Raw genomic sequence first — 17,998 nt, forward strand, 5'->3', positions numbered from 1 at the left:
TCGGGCAGGGAGATCAAGCTATGGAAAGAATCGTAATCGTGGGTGCAGGGCAGGCAGCGGGTTGGGCGGTGAGCACACTACGTCAAAATGGATACTCAGGTGAGATTCATGTGGTATCCAATGAAGACCAAGTTTTTTACGAGCGTCCACCACTTTCTAAACAGGTGCTATCAAAAGAAGCCAGTTATGAAAGTTTGCATCTGTTTTCTCCAGAGCAAGTGCAAGAATTTAACATTCAGTGGCATAAGCCTGCTGTGGCGACCCAAGTTGATCGTCAGCAGAAACATGTGGTCTTGGAAAGTGGTCAAATTTTACCTTATGACAAGTTATTGATCGCAACAGGGAGTCGTGCCCGTATTCCAGTCAATACATGGCAGTTCATCCCAAATGTGGTGACTTTACGTAATGTGCAAGATTGCGAGCGTTTAGCTGAAATATTACTGCATGCGCAAAAACTAGCGGTGATTGGAGGTGGTTGGATTGGTCTTGAAATTGCAGCAACGGCACGAAAACAAGGCAAAGAGGTCCATATTTTTGAATATGGCGATCGTCTCTGTGCCCGTAGTGTAAGTCCTGATGTATCTGATTTCTTGAAACAGATGCATGAACAACAAGGCACTCAGATTCATTTGAATAGTAAAAATTTGCATTTGATTGAAGCCGGTCATCAGAAAGTTGAAGTGGTGAATCATCCAAATGTAAGTGAACTATTTGATTGTGTGGTGGTTGGTGCCGGTGCAGATATTGCCAAAGAACTGGGTGTCAATGCAGGCTTGGAGGTCAAAGATGGCATCGTGGTGAATTGTTTTGGGCAAACCTCCGATCAAGATATTTATGCCGCAGGCGATGTTGCAACTCATCCAATGCTTGGATATTGCATTCAGTCTTGGGCAAATGCTCAGAATCAAGCGATCGCAGCAGCGAAGTCGATGTTAGGTATGGATACTGAATATGCTGATATTCCTTGGCTCTGGTCCGATCAATATCACTTCAATATTCAAATTTTAGGGACTTATCAGCCTGAAAGAACCAAGCAGATCGTGGTACGTAAAAGTACGGATGATCAATGTAGTTATCTTTATTTAGACGATCAAAATTGCTTAATCAATATGATTGCAATCAATGATTCAAAACTGGTCAAACTGGCTAAACGTTGGATGCAGTCCAATACCACTTTAGACCCAAAATTATTAGCAGACCCTGAATTTAATGTCATGAAATTAAAACCATAAACATTAAATCCGGTTCATGACTCAATCGAAGGAATGAAGTATGAGTAATGAAGTGAAAAGTGGATGGAAGCATTGGGTTCCTGCTTTCGTTCTGATGGTATGTGTTGTTCTCGCATTTTTCGACAAAATCAGTATTGCGGTTTTGTTTGCGGATCCAACCTTCCAAGGTGCAATGGAGATTGCAGAGAACAAAGCCAAACTCGGATGGTTAATGACCAGTTTCTTGCTGGCTTACGGTTTTTCATCTGTATTCCTCAGTTTCCTTGGTGATATTTTCGACCCAAAGAAAATGCTGTTTTGGAGTGTCGCCTCTTGGGGTGTGCTTATGTTGTGCATGGGCTTTACCACCAGTTATGCAGGGATGTTGTTCTTACGTATTTTGCTCGGTTTGGCTGAAGGGCCTTTATTCGCTTTGGCTTATACCATTGTGAAACAAACCTATACCGATCGTCAGCAAGCACGTGCTTCGACCATGTTTTTGTTGGGAACACCGATTGGGGCTTTCCTTGGTTTTCCGATCACTGCTGCGGTATTAGCAAAATACGATTGGCATACCACATTCTTTGTGATGGCCGCTCTAACGCTTGTTGCTTTGTTTGCGATCATTATTGGTTTACGTGATTTAAAGCTTAAGAAAACCATTGAACTGCAATCCACCAGCAAGCGCGTCAATTTCAAAGGTCATATTCAGAACACCAAAGTTTTATTACAGAACCGTTCATTTTGGTTGGTCTGTATCTTCAATATTGCATTGATGACTTATTTGTGGGGATTAAACAGTTGGGTACCTTCTTATTTAATCCAAGACAAAGGCTTCAATCTTAAAGAGTTTGGAATGTATTCAAGCTTGCCATTCATTGCCATGTTGATTGGTGAAATCGTCGGTGCATTCCTTTCTGATAAGACAGGTCGCCGTGCAATTCAAGTTTTTGGTGGTTTATTGGTCGCAGGTATTTTCATGTACGTGATGGTACTGATGACTGATCCAATCTTGGTGATTGCTGCGATGTCTTTCAGTGCGATGGCTTGGGGTTTTGGTGTGGCATCTGTATTCGCTTTGCTCGCTCGTGTAACTACGGCTGACGTCGGTGCAACTGCGGGTGGGATTTTCAATGGAATGGGTAATTTTGCCAGTGCAATTGCACCTGTTCTGATTGGTTACATCGTAATGCAAACACATAGTTTTAATTTAGGAATTACCTTCTTGGCAGCAGTCGCTGTTCTTGGATCGTTCTTCTTGCTTCCTTTATTGAAACGTTATTAATCAAAAGATCTAGGAGTTAAAACATGACTACTCAACAATTTGAATCATGGAAACAGCCTGAAGGCACTAGTTTAGATGATTGGTTAAACACACGTATTGCTCGTTTTGAAACACGTAAATATGACTTTGATGCGTTGAAGTTCCAAGCAGATTATGACCCGAAATATCGTCGTGCTCAAATGCGTTATATGGGTACTGGGGCAACAGGTGTGGTCAATGATGGCAACACTGTACCAGCAGAAAACTTCACTTTTTCAACCATGGTACTACCTGCACAATGTGAAGGTCCTTTGCATATTCATCACGATGTGGAAGAAGTGTTTTTCATGTTGCGTGGCGAGATTGATCTGTTCATTGAGCATAACGGTGAGAAATTTCAAACCAAGCTGAAAGAGCGTGATCTGATTTCAATTCCACCAGGGATTTATCGTGGTCTATTTAATCCTGGTCAAGAAGATGCCTTGATGTGTGTGATGTTAGGTGCTGGGAAACCAACCATTCCGAACTATCCACCTGAGCATCCATTGTCTCAAATCAAGCGTTAATTCGACGGATAAAAGTATTTGAGGAATGAAATGATGACTTTGATCGATACATTAGCCAAATATCCCATCAAAACCATTGAGATCAATGGTCAAGTGCAAGCTTATCGTGAAGCAGGTCAAGGCCAACCACTGATTTTATTGCATGGGATTAGCTCGGGTTCAGCCTCTTGGGTGAATCAGCTCGATGTGCTGAGTCATCATTTTCATGTCATTGCTTGGGATGCACCGGGCTATGGTTTATCCGATGGTTTAAACACAGATCAACCCAATGCAGCCGATTATGCGGAGCGAGTATTGGGCTTGATGGATGCGTTGAACATTCCAAAAGCCGTTGTAATTGGACATTCATTAGGTGCCTTACAGGCCAGTGCCTTTGCCCATCTTTATCCTGAACGGGTACAGACCTTAATCATTGCCAATGCAGCACAAGGTTATCAACGTTCCGATGAAGATACTAAAGCACAGGTCTATCAAAAACGCCCGAATATGTTGAAAAGCTCGGGCAATGCAGGCATGGCTGCCAGCCGTGGTCCGCATTTGATTTATAAACAAGACCCTCAGGCACTGGCTTTGGTCAGTAAGGTGATGGGGCAACTGACATTAGATGGTTTTACCCGAGCATCTTATTTGCTGGCGTATGACGAAATTCGAAATTATTTAACAGAACTTACTGTTCCTTGTGTGGTGATTGCGGGTGACAAGGATGGAATTACGCCTGCGCAAGCGATCAAGGAACTTGCTATCGAAATGCAATTGAGCCGATGTCATCTCATCACAGATGCAGGTCATCTGAGTTATGTCGATCAACCTGAACAGTTTAACGACATTGTTTTATCGGCAAATTAAGATTTAAACGAGAGATATGGATATGAGCTTCCAAGTTGAAGGAAAAGTAGCAGTGGTAACAGGTGGCTCGTCAGGCATTGGTTTGGCTGCTGTTGAAATTTTAGTTGCAGAAGGTGCCAAAGTGGCGTGGTGTGGTCGAGATGAGCAGCGGTTAGCAGCATCAAAACTTTATATTTTAGAGAAATATCCGCATGCCAACATTTTCACCAGTATTTGCAATGTTTTAGACAAAGAAGATGTAAAACGATTCGCACAACAAGTGAATCAAAATTTAGGCAATGTTGATATGTTGATCAATAACGCAGGTCAGGGTCGTGTGTCGAATTTTGAAAATACCCAAGACGAAGATTGGATGAAAGAAATTGAACTCAAGTATTTCAGTGTATTGCATCCCATCCGTGCATTTTTAAATGATTTAAAGCAATCAGCTTGTGGCTCGATTAGCAATGTCAATTCGTTGCTGGCATTGCAGCCCGAACCGCACATGATTGCGACCTCATCTGCACGTGCGGCATTACTGAATCTTACCCATTCACTGGCACATGAATTTACCCAATATGGTGTCCGTGTGAACTCGATTTTGCTGGGTATGGTGGAGTCAGCACAATGGAAACGCCGTTTTGAAACCCGATCAGACCCAAATTTATCGTGGGAACAATGGACGGGAAATATTGCAAAGAGTCGTGGTATTCCGATGCAACGTTTAGGAAAACCCGAAGAACCTGCACGTGCTTTGGTGTTCTTGGCTTCGCCATTGGCATCCTATACCACAGGTTCAACATTAGATGTCTCTGGTGGATTTAATAAACATTTATAAGGTGCTCACATGAAACAGTTGATGATGATCGGTTTTGGCGCGATGGCAGCAGAAGTGTATGCACATATGCCACATGACCTACAACTTAAATGGATTGTGGTACCTGTGCGGAGCGTGGAAAAAGTACAGGCACAAGTCTCGCCCGATGTTCAGGTGATTAGTTCAATTGATGAGTGTCAGGGCACACCCGATTATGTGATTGAAGTTGCTGGGCAAGCTGCGGTGAAAGAGCATGCTCAGAAGGTACTGGCGAAGGGTTGGACCATCGGTTTGATTTCTGTTGGAACTTTGGCTGATAACGATTTTTTCATTCAACTGAAAAATACGGCGGAACAATATGATGCACACTTACATCTGCTTGCAGGTGCAATTGCTGGAATCGATGGTATCTCTGCCGCGAAAGAAGGCGGTTTAGAAAGGGTTACCTATAAAGGCTGTAAAAGCCCAAATAGTTGGCGCGGAAGCTATGCCGAACAATTGGTTGATCTTGATCAGGTGAGTGGAGCAACGGTTTTTTTCCGTGGTACAGCCAGAGAGGCTGCATTGAAGTTTCCAGCCAATGCCAATGTCGCGGCAACTATTGCACTGGCAGGTTTGGGCATGGATGAAACCATGGTGGAGCTCACAGTTGATCCGACGATGAACAAGAATAAACACACCATCGTGGCAGAAGGGCTGTTTGGTGAAATGACCATTGAGTTGGTGGGGGTGCCATTGGCAAGCAATCCCAAAACCTCGACTTTGGCAGCACTAAGTGTGATTCGTGCGTGTCGCAATAGTGTTCAAGCGATTCAGATTTAAAAGGATTTGATCATGATAAAAGAAATTTATATCGCAGGTGAATGGCGATTAGGCAAAGGTGGTACGATTCAAAGTTTGTTTCCAGCAGATCAATCTGTGAATGCTGAGATTTCAACCGCGAGTTTGGAAGATGTCAATGAAGCGATAGAGAAAGCGGATCTGGCATGGCGTAAAGCTGAATGGCGCAATAGCCTACCGCATGAACGTGCCCGTATTTTATATAAGGTAGCAGACATTATCGAAGCGCGTGTTGATGAACTTTCTAAACTACAAACACGTGATAATGGAAAACCACTGGCGGAAACACGTGCCTTGACCATGAGTGCAGCAGCAACTGCACGTTATGTGGCAGCAGCTTGTGAAACGATGAATGATGAATTGACCACGCAACGTGCAGCAGATTTCATGACCATGAGTGTGCATGAACCTGTGGGTGTAGTTGCGGCAATTACCCCATGGAATTCACCGATTGCCAGTGAAGTACAAAAGCTTGCACCAGCCATTGCGGGTGGGAATGCTGTGATTTTAAAACCCGCAGAAGTCACCTCCTTGGTTGCTTTAGAGCTTGCCAAAATCTTTGAAGAAGCTGGTTTACCTAAAGGTTTATTGAGTGTGCTTGTCGGGCGTGGCTCGGTGATCGGTGATGCAATTGCGAAGCATCCATTGGTACGCAAAATTTCATTTACAGGTGGAACCAGTACAGGTCGCCATTTGGCACATATTGCCGCAGACAAGTTGATTACAACGTCTTTAGAACTTGGTGGAAAATCACCAACAATCGTCATGCCAGATGCGGATATTGAACTCGCTACGAAAGGTGTGGCTTATGGCATTTTCAGTTCCGCAGGGCAAGCGTGTATTGCAGGCGCTCGCCTGTTTGTGCATAGCAGTATTTATGAGCAATTCCTAAATCGTTTGGTTGAAATTACCAAAGGCTTGCGAGTCGGACATCCTGAAACAGCAGGTGTGCATCTCGGTTCTTTGATTAATCCAAAACACTTAGCTTCGGTGGATGCTTATGTTCAATTGGCTAAAAAAGAAGGGGGGCAAGTCCTTGTTGGTGGTCATGCATTGACTGATGGTGAGTTGGCAAAGGGTAGTTTTTATTTACCGACTATTATCACAGGTCTCAATAATTCAGCACAAACTTGTCAGGAAGAAATTTTTGGTCCTGTGCTAGTCGTGATGAAATATGACGATGAAGCTGATCTGATTGCTCAAGCCAATGACAGTTGTTTTGGGCTTGCAGCAGGGATTTGGACTGAAAATTACCGCAAGGCTTGGCAAATTGCTCGTGCTTTAGAAGTCGGTACAGTTTGGATCAATACCTATAAAAAATTCTCTATTTCAGCGCCGTTTGGTGGCTTTAAAGAAAGTGGCATCGGGCGTGAAAAAGGGCGTTTAGGCATTTTATCTTACATGCAGCAAAAAAGTATTTATATGGGATTGAGCGAGCAGCCAAATCCTTGGTGTGATTAATAAATTCATGGAATGAATAGTTTTTTTGAGGAATAAACCAATGACAGAACGTGTAAATGTAGGCGAAGCCATCGCGCGTGTTTTAGAAGCACATCAAGTAGAAAGTATTTATGGCGTGATCTCGATTCATAACTTGCCGATCGCTGATGCAGTTGGTCGCCGTGAAAAAATCCGTTTCGTGGCAGCACGTGGTGAAGCAGGTGCAGTGACAATGGCAGATGGTCATTCACGCTTTAAAGGTTTAGGTGTCGCTTTGACCAGTACAGGTGCGGGTGCAGGAAATGCAGTCGGGTCACTCATTGAAGCGATGAATGCAGGCAGTCCAGTGTTGCATTTAACAGGTCAAGTTGAACGTGAATATTTAGATCGTGATGCAAGTTTCATTCATGAAACCAAAGATCAGCTCACGTTCTTACGTGCATCGAGCAAAGCTGCTTTTCGTATTACCAGCCCTGACAATGCGGTCGGTGTGATTCGTGAAGCGATTCGAGTGGCAACCACCGTACCGATGGGTCCTGTGAGTGTTGAGCTACCGATTGATGTTCAAGCAGCTGAAATTGATTTACCACTGAATTTAGGACCAGTCAAAGCACTTGAATTGCCTCAAGCAGATCAAGTTGAAGTTGATTTAATTATTGATGAAATCAAAAAAGCCAAACGTCCAATTTTTTGGATCGGCGGCGGTACGCTGAATAGTGTCGATGAAGTCAAAGCGATTGCTGACTTGGGTATTCCAGTGGTGTCTTCAACCCATGCGCGTGGTGTATTGGCAGATGATCACCCCCGTAGTCTAGGTGCATTTCATAACTCAGCTGGGGTTGAGCAGCTTTTAAAAGATGCTGATTTATTGATTGTGGTTGGCTCTCGCTTACGCAGTAACGAAACCAAAACCTACTCTGTGGAGTTCCCTGACAATATTATTCAAGTTGATGCCAATCCTGTCGCACAGCAACGTAATTACAAAATTCGCAACTTTATCTGTGGCGATGCCAAAGATGTGTTGCAACGTGTTCTCACAGGTTTAGCTGGTGTATCTAAAATAGATACTGATTATGATGCAGCCGTAGTTCAAGCAAAACAGGCTGCAATTGATGCCTTACGTACACAACTTGATCAATATGCTTTGATCTGTGATCACCTTCGTACAGCATTGCCACAAGACGGTATCTTTGTTCGTGATATCACCATGTCAGGCAGTACGTGGGGCAGTCGTTTATTCCCAGTACAAGCACCAAACCAAAATATTCACTCTTTAGCAGGCGCAATTGGTTTAGGTTTAGCAACCGCAATTGGCGCTTCGATTGCCAATCCTGACAAGAAAGTTATTGGCTTGGTCGGTGATGGTGGTCTGATGTTAGGGATTGGTGAGATTGCGACGATGGCGCAAGAAAATACCAATATGGTGCTCATGATCATGAATGATGGTGGTTATGGGGTGATGCGCGGGATCCAAAAAAATTACTTTGGTGGTCGTCAATATTTCAATGAATTACATACACCTGACTACAAAGTTCTAGGTGAGGCGATGGGGGTGAAAAGCTGGAAAGTCGCTAGTGCTGATGAGTTTAAAGCCGTGATTCAAGAAGCCGTTGCATTCCAAGGCCCAACGGTCATTGAACTCGATATGAACTCGATTGGCCCACTTAACTTTGCTGGACCACCGCAGAAAAAATTGTACTAATCCGTTTGGGCATCGGGTCATTGGAAGGTGTTTCCGAATGTCGAGATAAGTTGTAGGCAAATTTTTTTGCCTACAATAAGGTGAAAACCATGTTTTACAGGTAAAACAAAAAACAGGCCAACAGGATCGTTGGAACAAAAGCGAAGGAATATGATATGAATAAGACATTTATTATTGCGATGTTTGCTGCATTGTCTTTGGGTACGACCACCAATGTATTTGCACAAAGCTCAGCATTAGAATGGAAAAGTGAAGACGGAACGGATTCTGTAAAATTGGGTGGCGTGGTTCGACTCAATCAACGCTATGAAAATTGGGAAGGGCCAAACGGTGGTTTTGGGAAACTCTATTTTGATATTTTCAGAATTGATCTGAAAGGTAAATTTGACGACGCCTATTTTAATGCGAGTTATCTTTTCCAAGATCAAGGCAAACGCTCAATTGAGAAAGCCTATGTCGGTTATAACCTTAATGAGAATCACAGCATCGAGGCTGGTTTGGTCTATAAACCCTTTGCAATTTATCCTTATCCACAAAATGGTTGGACTTACCACATTCCATTTTTCTTAGGATATGGAAATAATATCGCACCCGGCTTGAATTGGAATTTTCAGAATAAAGACTGGGATATGAGGCTCGGCTATTATCCTGAAATGCTCGCAACCAATTTACGATACTCACCTGAAAGTGCCACTTATGATGATTTGGCTGAAAATGCGTTTCCAACACAGCAAGCCTATCAAAATGAAAAACGTCATCAGGTGAATACACGGATTGTACGCAAGTTAGAGACGGAATTCGGTAAACAAGAGTTTGGCGTATCAGGGGCGATTGCACAGTTGCACAATAAAATCACCGATGACAATGGTAAGTATTACGCAGTAGGTCTGCATAGTAACAACAACTACAAGCGTTTCAATTTACAAAGTTCGGTGATTCATTATCAGTATGATGCGAAAAATCCTGACGGTGTAAATAGCGATATGACCTTGATGGGCGCGAATGGGTTTACACCTGCCTACTTTATTGCTTCTGAAGGAACGATTGCCAGTTTAAACCTTGCTTATACTTTGCCTGTGCAAGACATGGGGAAACTCAAAGCGATCCGTTTTTACAATGATTATAGTTACTTAGACAAAAAACGCGATGATTGGTCTGATTCGCAAATGAATACAACAGGCATGATGTTTATTGCTTCGCCGTTTATGGTATGGACTGACTACACATGGGGCAAAAACGCCAATATCATTGGTGGTGCAACCAATGCCACAGGCTTTACTTCAACCGTCTCTCCAAATAGTGACAAGTGGCTCTATCGTATTAATTTGAATATTGGATTTAGTTTTTAAGTCTTCATAAATTTTGATCACAAATAAAAAAAGCAAAGCCGAAGCTTTGCTTTTTTGTTTTCTGAAAAGCTTAGATTTTGTTAATCAAATCGTTGATTTGTTTTGCTTGTTCAGCCGCATTACCTGTATATGTCGCAGGTGTAAGCTCTGCTAAACGCGCGCGTTCATCTGCTGGAACTTGTAATAGTTCATCACCATTCACGAAGTTCACCATCATGTCGCGTGTCATTGCTTGACCACGCGTCAATGCTTTTAATTTCTCGTATGGTTTTTCAACGTTATAACGACGCATAACGGTTTGAATTGGCTCAGCCAGTACTTCTTGAGCTTGGTCTAGATCTTCATTAATACGTTGTGCATTCAGCTCAAGTTTACCAACGCCTTTTAGGCATGCATCAAAAGCAATCAAGCTTTGTGCAAAACCAACACCCATGTTACGGAGTACAGTTGAGTCAGTTAAGTCACGCTGCCAACGAGAAACAGGAAGTTTTTCACCGAGGTGACCCAACACTGCATTGGCAATACCTAAGTTACCTTCAGAGTTTTCAAAGTCAATTGGATTCACTTTGTGTGGCATAGTCGAAGAACCCACTTCGCCATCTTTTAACTTCTGTTTGAAGTAACCAAGCGAGATATAACCCCAAACGTCACGGTTAAAGTCGATCAAGATGGTGTTATAACGACGTAATGCATCAAACAATTCAGCCATATAGTCATGTGGCTCAATTTGCGTGGTGTATGGGTTAAATGCTAAACCTAAAGACTCAACGAATGCTTGTGCATGCGCTGCCCAGTCAATTTCTGGATAAGCAGAAAGGTGAGCATTGTAGTTACCCACTGCGCCATTGATCTTGCCAAGTAATTCAACATTTTCAAATTGCTTGATCTGACGTGCTAAACGATAGGCAACGTTTGCCATTTCTTTACCCAATGTAGTTGGGCTAGCGGTTTGACCATGAGTACGAGACAACATCGGTTGTTCAGCATGTGTGGTTGCCAAAGCTGAAATCGCATTGAGCAGTTGCTTCATACTTGAAACTAAAACTTCACGACCATTTTTAAGCATCAATGCATGTGACAAGTTGTTGATGTCTTCTGATGTACATGCAAAGTGAATAAATTCACCTGCATTTTTGAGTTCATCAATGTTCGCAATTTTTTCTTTAAGGAAATATTCAACTGCTTTTACATCGTGATTGGTGGTGCGTTCGATCTCTTTAATGCGGTTGGCATCTTGCTCTGAGAAGTCCGCAACAATCGCATCTAAAGCGGCATTGGTTTCAGCAGAGAATGCTGGAACTTCGATGATTTCTGCACGATTTGCCAGTGCTTGTAACCAACGCACTTCAACTGTGACACGAGCGTGGATTAAACCAAACTCAGACAAAAAAGGGCGTAGTGCATCGCATTTGCTTGCATAACGTCCATCAAGTGGTGAGAGTGCGGTTAAAGCATTCATACAGATTCCTTAATCTTGGAATAAACATAAAAATAAATTCGTTGTAGCATCGGTTTAAACCACCTGATACTGCAAACGAGCGAGAGCTTGAATATCGTGCAATAACTTACGTTTGCTAAAAATCATACCCCATGAACTGCCACCGAGTTGTCGCCATAAATGGGCAAGCTGTATGCCCGTAAACAGGCAAGCTCGAATGCGATTGGTATGGTTCATATCTTTGAAGGCTTCAGCATTGCCACGGACTAAAATGCGTGGATTAATTTGACCCGCAGTTTCAACATAAGTTTGCGCTAAACTGGCAATAATACTTGGGTGTAAATAGTTATTATCGAAAAAAGACAACTGTTTTAAGATTTTTTGTTGTGCTTTCTCAATGATTTTTACATATTCTGGATTGCTATAAACTTTCTTTTCTAACTGCAATAGTGCCATTGCATAAGACATTGGAAGTTTGGCAGTGCCCAGTTTAGGAACTCTTGATTTAGGCGCGGTATTAAAAGGCTGAGTAATACAGCCTTCTAGGGTTTTTAAGCCCAATGAAATATCAGCGAGTTGATTAAAAAAATCTAAGGTCTGTGTTGCACTATTACTGGCGGGACGAATATTTAAACTGGCTTTGATCAGTAGTTCTAAATAGAAATTACCACTGTCACCAATACTTTGTTGACCTGCCATCGCCGTCATATGCGTAAGCTGAGTTGCCTGAAAGACAGCCGCCAATGCCAAAGCACGGTTTTGTCTAACATTCAACGCTTGAGTGGGCTGAAAGGGGAACTCCGCCATGCTTCGCTTCCAATGTCCTTAAATAAAATCTGGCTGAGGTGCATTGGTATGGTGAATAACACCACCGCCTAAGCAGACCTCTCCTGAATAAAACACCACACTTTGCCCAGGAGTAACGGCTCTTTGTGGTTCATCAAATTCAACACGAATTCCATTTTCTGTCTGTTCATCGCGGTAAATTGTACATGCTTGATCCGACTGACGATAACGTGTTTTAGCAGTACATCGGAAACCTGTGCTCGGAATTTCCTGTTCGCCAGCAACCCAATCAATCGACTCACTCCAAAGTTGTGTACTTTGCATGAGTGGATGTTCGTGTCCCTGTCCAATCACCAGTCGATTATTGGCAATATCTTTGTGTAATACGAACCATGCACCTTCTTGTGCACCCTTCATACCACCAATCCCGATACCACCGCGCTGACCCAGCGTATAGTACATTAAGCCGTGATGTTCACCAACTTCTTTACCATTGTCTAAAACAATTTTTCCAGCTTGAGCAGGGAGGTATTGTTTTAAGAAATCACTAAAACGACGCTCACCAATAAAACAGATCCCTGTTGAATCTTTTTTCTTGGCTGTAGCGAGATCAAATTCTTCTGCGATTTTGCGTACCTGAGGTTTTTCAATTTCACCGACAGGGAACAAGGTTTTATTAATTTCACGACCATGAACTGCATGGAGAAAATAGGTCTGATCTTTATTATTATCTACACCACGTAATAACGGTGCATACGTTTCACCACGTGAGTTTTGCATCGTTGCACCACGACGCGCATAGTGACCAGTTGCAATAAAATCTGCGCCAAGAGTCATCGCGTGATCGAGGAAAGCACGGAATTTAATTTCTTTATTACAGAGAATATCTGGGTTGGGCGTACGTCCAGCCGCATATTCTGCTAAGAAGTGCTCAAACACACGATCCCAATACTCCATCGCAAAGTTCGCGGTATGTAGTTTGATCCCAATCTTATCTGCAACGGCTTGAGCATCAGCCAAGTCTTCTAGTGCTGTGCAATATTCCGTACCATCATCTTCTTCCCAATTCTTCATGAAAAGACCTTCAACTTGATATCCTTGTTGAAGTAAAAGCGCGGCAGAAACAGAGGAATCTACACCACCAGACATACCGACGATGACACGTTGTTGCATAGGATTAAGCATCCAAATGAGGGGTTAATGAGGGAGAGAAAGGGTGCTCATAAATAAGCGATAAAGGATATTTTTTGCCAGCGAGGGCATCTTGAACAGCTTTTAAAACCAATGGGCTACGCGCACGTGCTGATTCTTGTAGTTCATCTACATTCATCCATACCGCAGCAACGATGCCTGTATCGAGTTGCGCATTTTCTTCAACTGAAGTGACATGTGCCAAGAAGCAAAAACGGTAATAGGTACGATCAGGAAACATCGGTGGCGTATAGGTATAAATACCGAGCAAGTGATCTATTTCCACATGATGACCTGTTTCTTCTAAGGTCTCACGAATTGCTGCTTGGATAATGGTTTCATCACATTCAATATGACCAGCAGGTTGATTAAACACGGTATGTGCATAGCCCTCGCTGTGTTCTTCGACAAACAAAAAACGTCCGTCTTTTTCGACTACAGTGGCGACTGTGACATGAGGTGTCCAAGCGGTCATAGAAAGCACCATGATTTTAAAAAATGTATTCTACAAAATTTGAGAGTTTTTGGCTATGGTGAGATTTGTTGGCAACATAGTTGTCTTACATATCTTCATATTCTTCAAGATTTAGTCTTTCCCATGAATCACCAATAAAACTTCTTTCGGCAGCTTGATTGTAGTCGAGATTGAAAACCTCATTCAAAGTTTGGTCTCCTAATATCATCTGTTCCAAGGCAACTAAACGAATATCATCGGGTTCTTGGTCGTCTGTTAAAAATTGCCAATCGCCATCAGTATCATGAATAACTCTTAAAATAGGTTGGTTATGCTCTAACCATTGTCTAGTTGTAAAAACTCCTAATTTTTTAGCTTCTCTGAATTTAAAATCAGCATTTCGATCTAAGAGTGGTTGATCATAAATAAATTTTTCTTCAACCCCATCTTCCCAAGGAAATTTATCATTGCGATCTGTCCAAACCACCTGCAAAGCGGAAAAGTTGTTGTGTTGGTAATAATTTAAAGCAGCACCAAAATAATCCTCAATATTTCTGAGATCTACTGGTAAAAACTCAGCACGGCTATCTTTGAAGATGTTTTCATAATGATTATAAGATTTTATCTTTTCGCCGTTTTTGATCAGATCAGCTATATCATTAATAATAATATGAGCTAAGTTAGTTGGTAATCCAAAGCATATAATTTCAGGATGCTGATAGCTCTCATATAAACCGACACTATAACTAAAAGAAGGTAAATAGTCTGTCTCACTAATTCCTACTACTTGCAGTCCATATTTTTCAATATTGAGTTTAGTTTTATTAATTAGTTCATTTGGAGTAGGGCAATCATGTGGATGATTAGTGTTCATTGGATATCTCTAAAAGTTTATTATTTTTGATTATATAAAGGACGTAAGTGAAAAATAATGAAGTTAAGCTTCGCTATTCCTATAATTATCCTTCACTTTCACATAGTTTTGCGCCGAATAAGGTAAAAATGCTTTTTCTTTATCTGTGAGAGGGCGGACTTGCTGTACTGGACTACCGACATACAAATAACCACTTTTTAAGACTTTACGGGGTGGAACTAAACTACCTGCACCGATCATCACATCATCTTCAATAATCACGTCATCTAACACCACGGTATTGATGCCGATTAAGACGCGATTACCAATGGTACAGCCATGTAAAGTCACATGATGTCCAACAGTCACATCTTCACCAATCACCAAAGGAGAACCGTTTGGTTTAGATTGGTTTTTATGGCTGACATGCAACATACAATGATCTTGCACATTACTGTTTTTGCCAATCTGAATCGAGTTCACATCGCCACGAATCACGGCAAATGGCCATACTGAAACATTCTCAGCTAATTTGACATCACCAATCACGACAGACATGTCATCAATATAACAGCTTGAATCAATATCAGGTGTTTGGTCTAAATAAGCGCGAATGTTCTTGGTCATAAGGAGTGTCAACATAAAAGATAGCGGAATTATAAAATAAAAAAGCACTCAAACTAAATAGTCAGAGTGCTTAATTCGCTTATTTAAAAAATCAGGATTTAGAATAAGTTACCGAAGAATAATTTAATATGATCAATCATACGTGCAAAGAAACCTGCTTCTTCGATCGGTTTTAACGCAACAAGTGGTTTTTCAGCAATGACTTTACCATCAAGGCTAGCAACCAACTTTCCAATGACTTGACCCTGAGCCAGAGGTGCATTGAGTTGTGGTTGTACCACGAGCTGAGTTTTGATTTTATCAGCTTGTCCTTTTGGCATGGTGACATTGAAGTTTTCAGCTAAGCCAATTTGAACGTCATCTTCTTTACCAAACCAAACTTTTGCTTTGGCAATGGCTTGGTTAGCAGGCTGCACATTTGCAGTTTCAAAGTTTGCAAAGCCCCAAGAAAGGAGCGCACGAGTTTGATTGGCACGTTCGTTCATGCTTGGTGTGCCGAAGATCACTGAAATCAAACGCATTGGACCACGTTTACTTGAGGTGGTTAAACAGAATCCTGCTTCATTGGTATGACCTGTTTTTAAACCATCTACACTTGGGTCAGTGTAAAGCAGCGCATTACGGTTACCTTGTTTAATACCGTTATAGGTAAACTCTTTTTCTGAATAAATCGGATAGTATTTTGAGCTGTCCTTGATGATATGTTGCGCCAAGATCGCCATATCTTTTGCAGTCGAGTAATGACCTTCAGCAGGCATACCTGTTGAGTTGATAAAGTTGGTATTGGTCATACCAAGACGTTTAGCTTCTTGGTTCATCATATGAGCAAATGTACCTTCATTGCCCGCGATATGTTCAGCCATTGCTTTTGATGCATCGTTACCAGATTGAACAATGATGCCACGCAGCATTTCAAGCACAGTTGCAGAACCATTTAATGGGACATACATACATGACTCGGCGCTACTACCACGGCACCACGCCGATTCGTTCATGCGGACTTGTTCTTCTTCGGTCAGTTTGCCTTGTAGTAATTTTTGTTCAATGATGAAACTGGTCATCATTTTGGTCATCGAGGCAGGCGCAAGTTTTTCATTTTCATTTTTTGCAGCGAGGATCTGACCTGTTTCATAATCCATTAATACATAGGATTTATTATTTAATTCTGGTGGAGCAGATAGGACAGTTGCTGCATATGAAAAGCTTGGCAAAAGTAGTAATGCAGCAATAGCGCTTTTTCTAGTCATTCTAGGTGGTTCCAATATCTTGTATGGTACGGATGAGCCTAGCATTTTAGGATAAAGCAAAGCCGACTTCTATGGGGGAAGTCGGCTTTTTCATACAGTATTGTAACTAATACATATCGGGGACTTTTATTTGCTCATTACTGATACGTTGATGCGGTTATTTTGAATTAATAATTTCGAACATCTTCGCAAATTTGACGATTCTTTTCATCCGCGGCAGCTTTGGCATCTTTACGCGCTTCGACGAGGAATTTTTGGAAATCTTTTGCTTTCGCACGTTTATTTAGGGCGTCAACGGCTTTAGATTCTTTTGGTAAATATTCTTTGACCAAGCGTTCGTAGCCTTGTGTAAACTTCTTATCTTCGTCAATTAAACTTGGACAAATTTCAGAAAGCACATAAATTGCAGCTAACTCTTCTTGCGTTGTTGTTTGCGACATAGGAGTCACTTCAATGTTTTCTGACTCATGTTTTGCATTTGCTGCATATGCAACTGGTGTTAAAGCACTTGAGGCAATAAGCAATGATAAACCTAGTGTTTTAAAAACATTTTTCTTCATAACAAACCAAACTCAAATTAAGACTTAAACAATTTGAATAACTTATAGCATAGAAGAAAAATAAAATTGTATATTTGCTGTAGGGAAAGTGGAGGAAATGTGGTTTTAAAGACTCGGTTTGTTAAACCGCTGCGGCACTTTAATAATTGATTCATCTTCGAAAATTAAAGAGTTTAATCGCTAGGTTGAGTTGCTTTTGGTCTTGGCTTGACTTGCGATTTATTCTACGACATGATTAAAAAACAATCAAAATATCACGTCTGATGAGACTAACTTTTCAGAATGTTTCAGCCGATGAGCAATCTAAATAATAAATATGTGGCGTTGTGGTCACTCTGCGCAAGCTTCGTTTTTCACAGCAGCAGACTTTGAGTCTAGTAGCTACGAAAGCCTGTTAGGGATCACAGGAGTGCTACTTGATAAGGAGCAGGGTATGACGACCAAATTTGAGGGCGGTATTGATATCGCATTGAAGCTACCACCACATCAATTCGAAGCGACTGTTGCTTTTTATCGTGATGTTATCGGTCTAAAGCAAATTACAGAAAAGGGAGCGGACGTAGGCTTCGAATTCGGTCCAGTCAAATTGTGGATTGATATCGCGCCAGAGATGAGCCAAGCCGAGATTTGGCTCGAATTATTTACGGATGATTTTGCTAAGGCGGCTAAACATCTTAGTGATGCTGGTGTTGTTCGTTGCGATGCAATTGAACCATTGCCAGAGGGCTTTCGAGGGGGATGGATTACAAATCCAGCCAACATTATCCATATGGTTCGTGAGCCAGATGCTTGGTAATTTCATTGTATTTTTAAGTTGCCAGAGTTGAA

The 17,998-nt window shown here is 41.8% G+C and carries 18 protein-coding genes; 10 read left to right on the plus strand and 8 right to left on the minus strand.

Annotated features, from left to right (window positions below):
- Nucleotides 1-20: 20 nt before the first annotated feature.
- The 9 genes from F903_RS08275 to F903_RS08315 all read left to right on the plus strand — a co-directional run bounded on the left by F903_RS08275 (nucleotide 21) and on the right by F903_RS08315 (nucleotide 10,014).
- The gene (locus F903_RS08275) at nucleotides 21-1,232 is read left to right on the plus strand and encodes an NAD(P)/FAD-dependent oxidoreductase (protein WP_005196201.1); all 1,212 of its coding nucleotides are present in this window, start codon (nucleotides 21-23) and stop codon (nucleotides 1,230-1,232) included.
- 40 nt (nucleotides 1,233-1,272) lie between these two features.
- Entirely contained in the window at nucleotides 1,273-2,496 is a 1,224-nt protein-coding gene (locus F903_RS08280; protein WP_005196202.1) for an MFS transporter, read from the plus strand.
- 23 nt (nucleotides 2,497-2,519) lie between these two features.
- On the plus strand, nucleotides 2,520-3,041 hold the full coding sequence (locus tag F903_RS08285) for a cupin domain-containing protein (protein ID WP_005196203.1): 522 nt from the start codon (nucleotides 2,520-2,522) through the stop codon (nucleotides 3,039-3,041).
- A gap of 30 nt (nucleotides 3,042-3,071) precedes the next feature.
- Entirely contained in the window at nucleotides 3,072-3,887 is an 816-nt protein-coding gene (locus F903_RS08290; RefSeq protein ID WP_005196204.1) for an alpha/beta fold hydrolase, read from the plus strand.
- A gap of 22 nt (nucleotides 3,888-3,909) precedes the next feature.
- Nucleotides 3,910-4,704: an SDR family oxidoreductase gene (locus tag F903_RS08295; RefSeq protein ID WP_005196205.1), complete on the plus strand. Its 795-nt coding sequence runs from the start codon at nucleotides 3,910-3,912 to the stop codon at nucleotides 4,702-4,704.
- Between the two features lie 9 nt (nucleotides 4,705-4,713).
- The gene (locus F903_RS08300; protein WP_005196206.1) at nucleotides 4,714-5,505 is read left to right on the plus strand and encodes an aspartate dehydrogenase; all 792 of its coding nucleotides are present in this window, start codon (nucleotides 4,714-4,716) and stop codon (nucleotides 5,503-5,505) included.
- Nucleotides 5,506-5,517: 12 nt separating this feature from the next.
- The gene (locus F903_RS08305) at nucleotides 5,518-6,984 is read left to right on the plus strand and encodes an aldehyde dehydrogenase (protein ID WP_005196207.1); all 1,467 of its coding nucleotides are present in this window, start codon (nucleotides 5,518-5,520) and stop codon (nucleotides 6,982-6,984) included.
- Nucleotides 6,985-7,024: 40 nt separating this feature from the next.
- A complete protein-coding gene (locus F903_RS08310) occupies nucleotides 7,025-8,665 on the plus strand; it encodes a thiamine pyrophosphate-binding protein (protein ID WP_005196208.1) in 1,641 nt (546 codons plus the stop codon).
- Nucleotides 8,666-8,820: 155 nt separating this feature from the next.
- Nucleotides 8,821-10,014, plus strand: a complete 1,194-nt coding sequence (locus F903_RS08315) for a hypothetical protein (RefSeq protein ID WP_005196209.1) — start codon at nucleotides 8,821-8,823, stop codon at nucleotides 10,012-10,014.
- Between the two features lie 70 nt (nucleotides 10,015-10,084).
- On the opposite strand, the gene purB is transcribed toward F903_RS08315, so the two are convergent.
- From purB to F903_RS08355, 8 genes are all read right to left on the minus strand, one after another.
- The gene (gene purB / locus F903_RS08320; RefSeq protein ID WP_005196210.1) at nucleotides 10,085-11,473 is read right to left on the minus strand and encodes an adenylosuccinate lyase; all 1,389 of its coding nucleotides are present in this window, start codon (nucleotides 11,471-11,473) and stop codon (nucleotides 10,085-10,087) included.
- 54 nt (nucleotides 11,474-11,527) lie between these two features.
- Nucleotides 11,528-12,259 (minus strand): high frequency lysogenization protein HflD, encoded by a 732-nt coding sequence (hflD, locus tag F903_RS08325; protein WP_004671904.1) that lies wholly within the window; start codon nucleotides 12,257-12,259, stop codon nucleotides 11,528-11,530.
- Nucleotides 12,260-12,277: 18 nt separating this feature from the next.
- A complete protein-coding gene (gene mnmA, locus F903_RS08330; RefSeq protein WP_005196211.1) occupies nucleotides 12,278-13,411 on the minus strand; it encodes a tRNA 2-thiouridine(34) synthase MnmA in 1,134 nt (377 codons plus the stop codon).
- Between the two features lie 4 nt (nucleotides 13,412-13,415).
- On the minus strand, nucleotides 13,416-13,904 hold the full coding sequence (locus F903_RS08335; protein ID WP_034594984.1) for an NUDIX hydrolase: 489 nt from the start codon (nucleotides 13,902-13,904) through the stop codon (nucleotides 13,416-13,418).
- 85 nt (nucleotides 13,905-13,989) lie between these two features.
- Entirely contained in the window at nucleotides 13,990-14,757 is a 768-nt protein-coding gene (locus tag F903_RS08340) for a DUF4262 domain-containing protein (RefSeq protein WP_005196213.1), read from the minus strand.
- Nucleotides 14,758-14,820: 63 nt separating this feature from the next.
- Nucleotides 14,821-15,363: a gamma carbonic anhydrase family protein gene (locus F903_RS08345; protein WP_034595120.1), complete on the minus strand. Its 543-nt coding sequence runs from the start codon at nucleotides 15,361-15,363 to the stop codon at nucleotides 14,821-14,823.
- Between the two features lie 98 nt (nucleotides 15,364-15,461).
- Complete coding sequence (gene dacC / locus F903_RS08350) at nucleotides 15,462-16,610, minus strand: D-alanyl-D-alanine carboxypeptidase PBP5/6 (protein ID WP_005196215.1); 1,149 nt, start codon at nucleotides 16,608-16,610, stop codon at nucleotides 15,462-15,464.
- Nucleotides 16,611-16,777: 167 nt separating this feature from the next.
- On the minus strand, nucleotides 16,778-17,170 hold the full coding sequence (locus F903_RS08355; RefSeq protein WP_005196217.1) for an MCR_0457 family protein: 393 nt from the start codon (nucleotides 17,168-17,170) through the stop codon (nucleotides 16,778-16,780).
- 433 nt (nucleotides 17,171-17,603) lie between these two features.
- Here F903_RS08355 and F903_RS08360 point away from each other — a divergent pair, with 433 nt between their 5' ends.
- Nucleotides 17,604-17,966, plus strand: a complete 363-nt coding sequence (locus F903_RS08360; protein WP_034595121.1) for a VOC family protein — start codon at nucleotides 17,604-17,606, stop codon at nucleotides 17,964-17,966.
- The last annotated feature ends 32 nt before the right edge of the window (nucleotides 17,967-17,998 follow it).

Source organism: Acinetobacter sp. NIPH 298 (genome assembly GCF_000369505.1).
Lineage (GTDB): Bacteria > Pseudomonadota > Gammaproteobacteria > Pseudomonadales > Moraxellaceae > Acinetobacter.

Bases quoted from the DNA above. Each gene is read 5' to 3' on its own strand.
- F903_RS08275 (WP_005196201.1), top strand. From the start codon at position 21: ATGGAAAGAATCGTAATCGTGGGTGCAGGGCAGGCAGCGGGTTGGGCG.
- F903_RS08280 (WP_005196202.1), top strand. From the start codon at position 1,273: ATGAGTAATGAAGTGAAAAGTGGATGGAAGCATTGGGTTCCTGCTTTC.
- F903_RS08285 (WP_005196203.1), top strand. From the start codon at position 2,520: ATGACTACTCAACAATTTGAATCATGGAAACAGCCTGAAGGCACTAGT.
- F903_RS08290 (WP_005196204.1), top strand. From the start codon at position 3,072: ATGATGACTTTGATCGATACATTAGCCAAATATCCCATCAAAACCATT.
- F903_RS08295 (WP_005196205.1), top strand. From the start codon at position 3,910: ATGAGCTTCCAAGTTGAAGGAAAAGTAGCAGTGGTAACAGGTGGCTCG.
- F903_RS08300 (WP_005196206.1), top strand. From the start codon at position 4,714: ATGAAACAGTTGATGATGATCGGTTTTGGCGCGATGGCAGCAGAAGTG.
- F903_RS08305 (WP_005196207.1), top strand. From the start codon at position 5,518: ATGATAAAAGAAATTTATATCGCAGGTGAATGGCGATTAGGCAAAGGT.
- F903_RS08310 (WP_005196208.1), top strand. From the start codon at position 7,025: ATGACAGAACGTGTAAATGTAGGCGAAGCCATCGCGCGTGTTTTAGAA.
- F903_RS08315 (WP_005196209.1), top strand. From the start codon at position 8,821: ATGAATAAGACATTTATTATTGCGATGTTTGCTGCATTGTCTTTGGGT.
- purB (WP_005196210.1), bottom strand. From the start codon at position 11,473: ATGAATGCTTTAACCGCACTCTCACCACTTGATGGACGTTATGCAAGC.
- hflD (WP_004671904.1), bottom strand. From the start codon at position 12,259: ATGGCGGAGTTCCCCTTTCAGCCCACTCAAGCGTTGAATGTTAGACAA.
- mnmA (WP_005196211.1), bottom strand. From the start codon at position 13,411: ATGCAACAACGTGTCATCGTCGGTATGTCTGGTGGTGTAGATTCCTCT.
- F903_RS08335 (WP_034594984.1), bottom strand. From the start codon at position 13,904: ATGACCGCTTGGACACCTCATGTCACAGTCGCCACTGTAGTCGAAAAA.
- F903_RS08340 (WP_005196213.1), bottom strand. From the start codon at position 14,757: ATGAACACTAATCATCCACATGATTGCCCTACTCCAAATGAACTAATT.
- F903_RS08345 (WP_034595120.1), bottom strand. From the start codon at position 15,363: ATGACCAAGAACATTCGCGCTTATTTAGACCAAACACCTGATATTGAT.
- dacC (WP_005196215.1), bottom strand. From the start codon at position 16,610: ATGACTAGAAAAAGCGCTATTGCTGCATTACTACTTTTGCCAAGCTTT.
- F903_RS08355 (WP_005196217.1), bottom strand. From the start codon at position 17,170: ATGAAGAAAAATGTTTTTAAAACACTAGGTTTATCATTGCTTATTGCC.
- F903_RS08360 (WP_034595121.1), top strand. From the start codon at position 17,604: ATGACGACCAAATTTGAGGGCGGTATTGATATCGCATTGAAGCTACCA.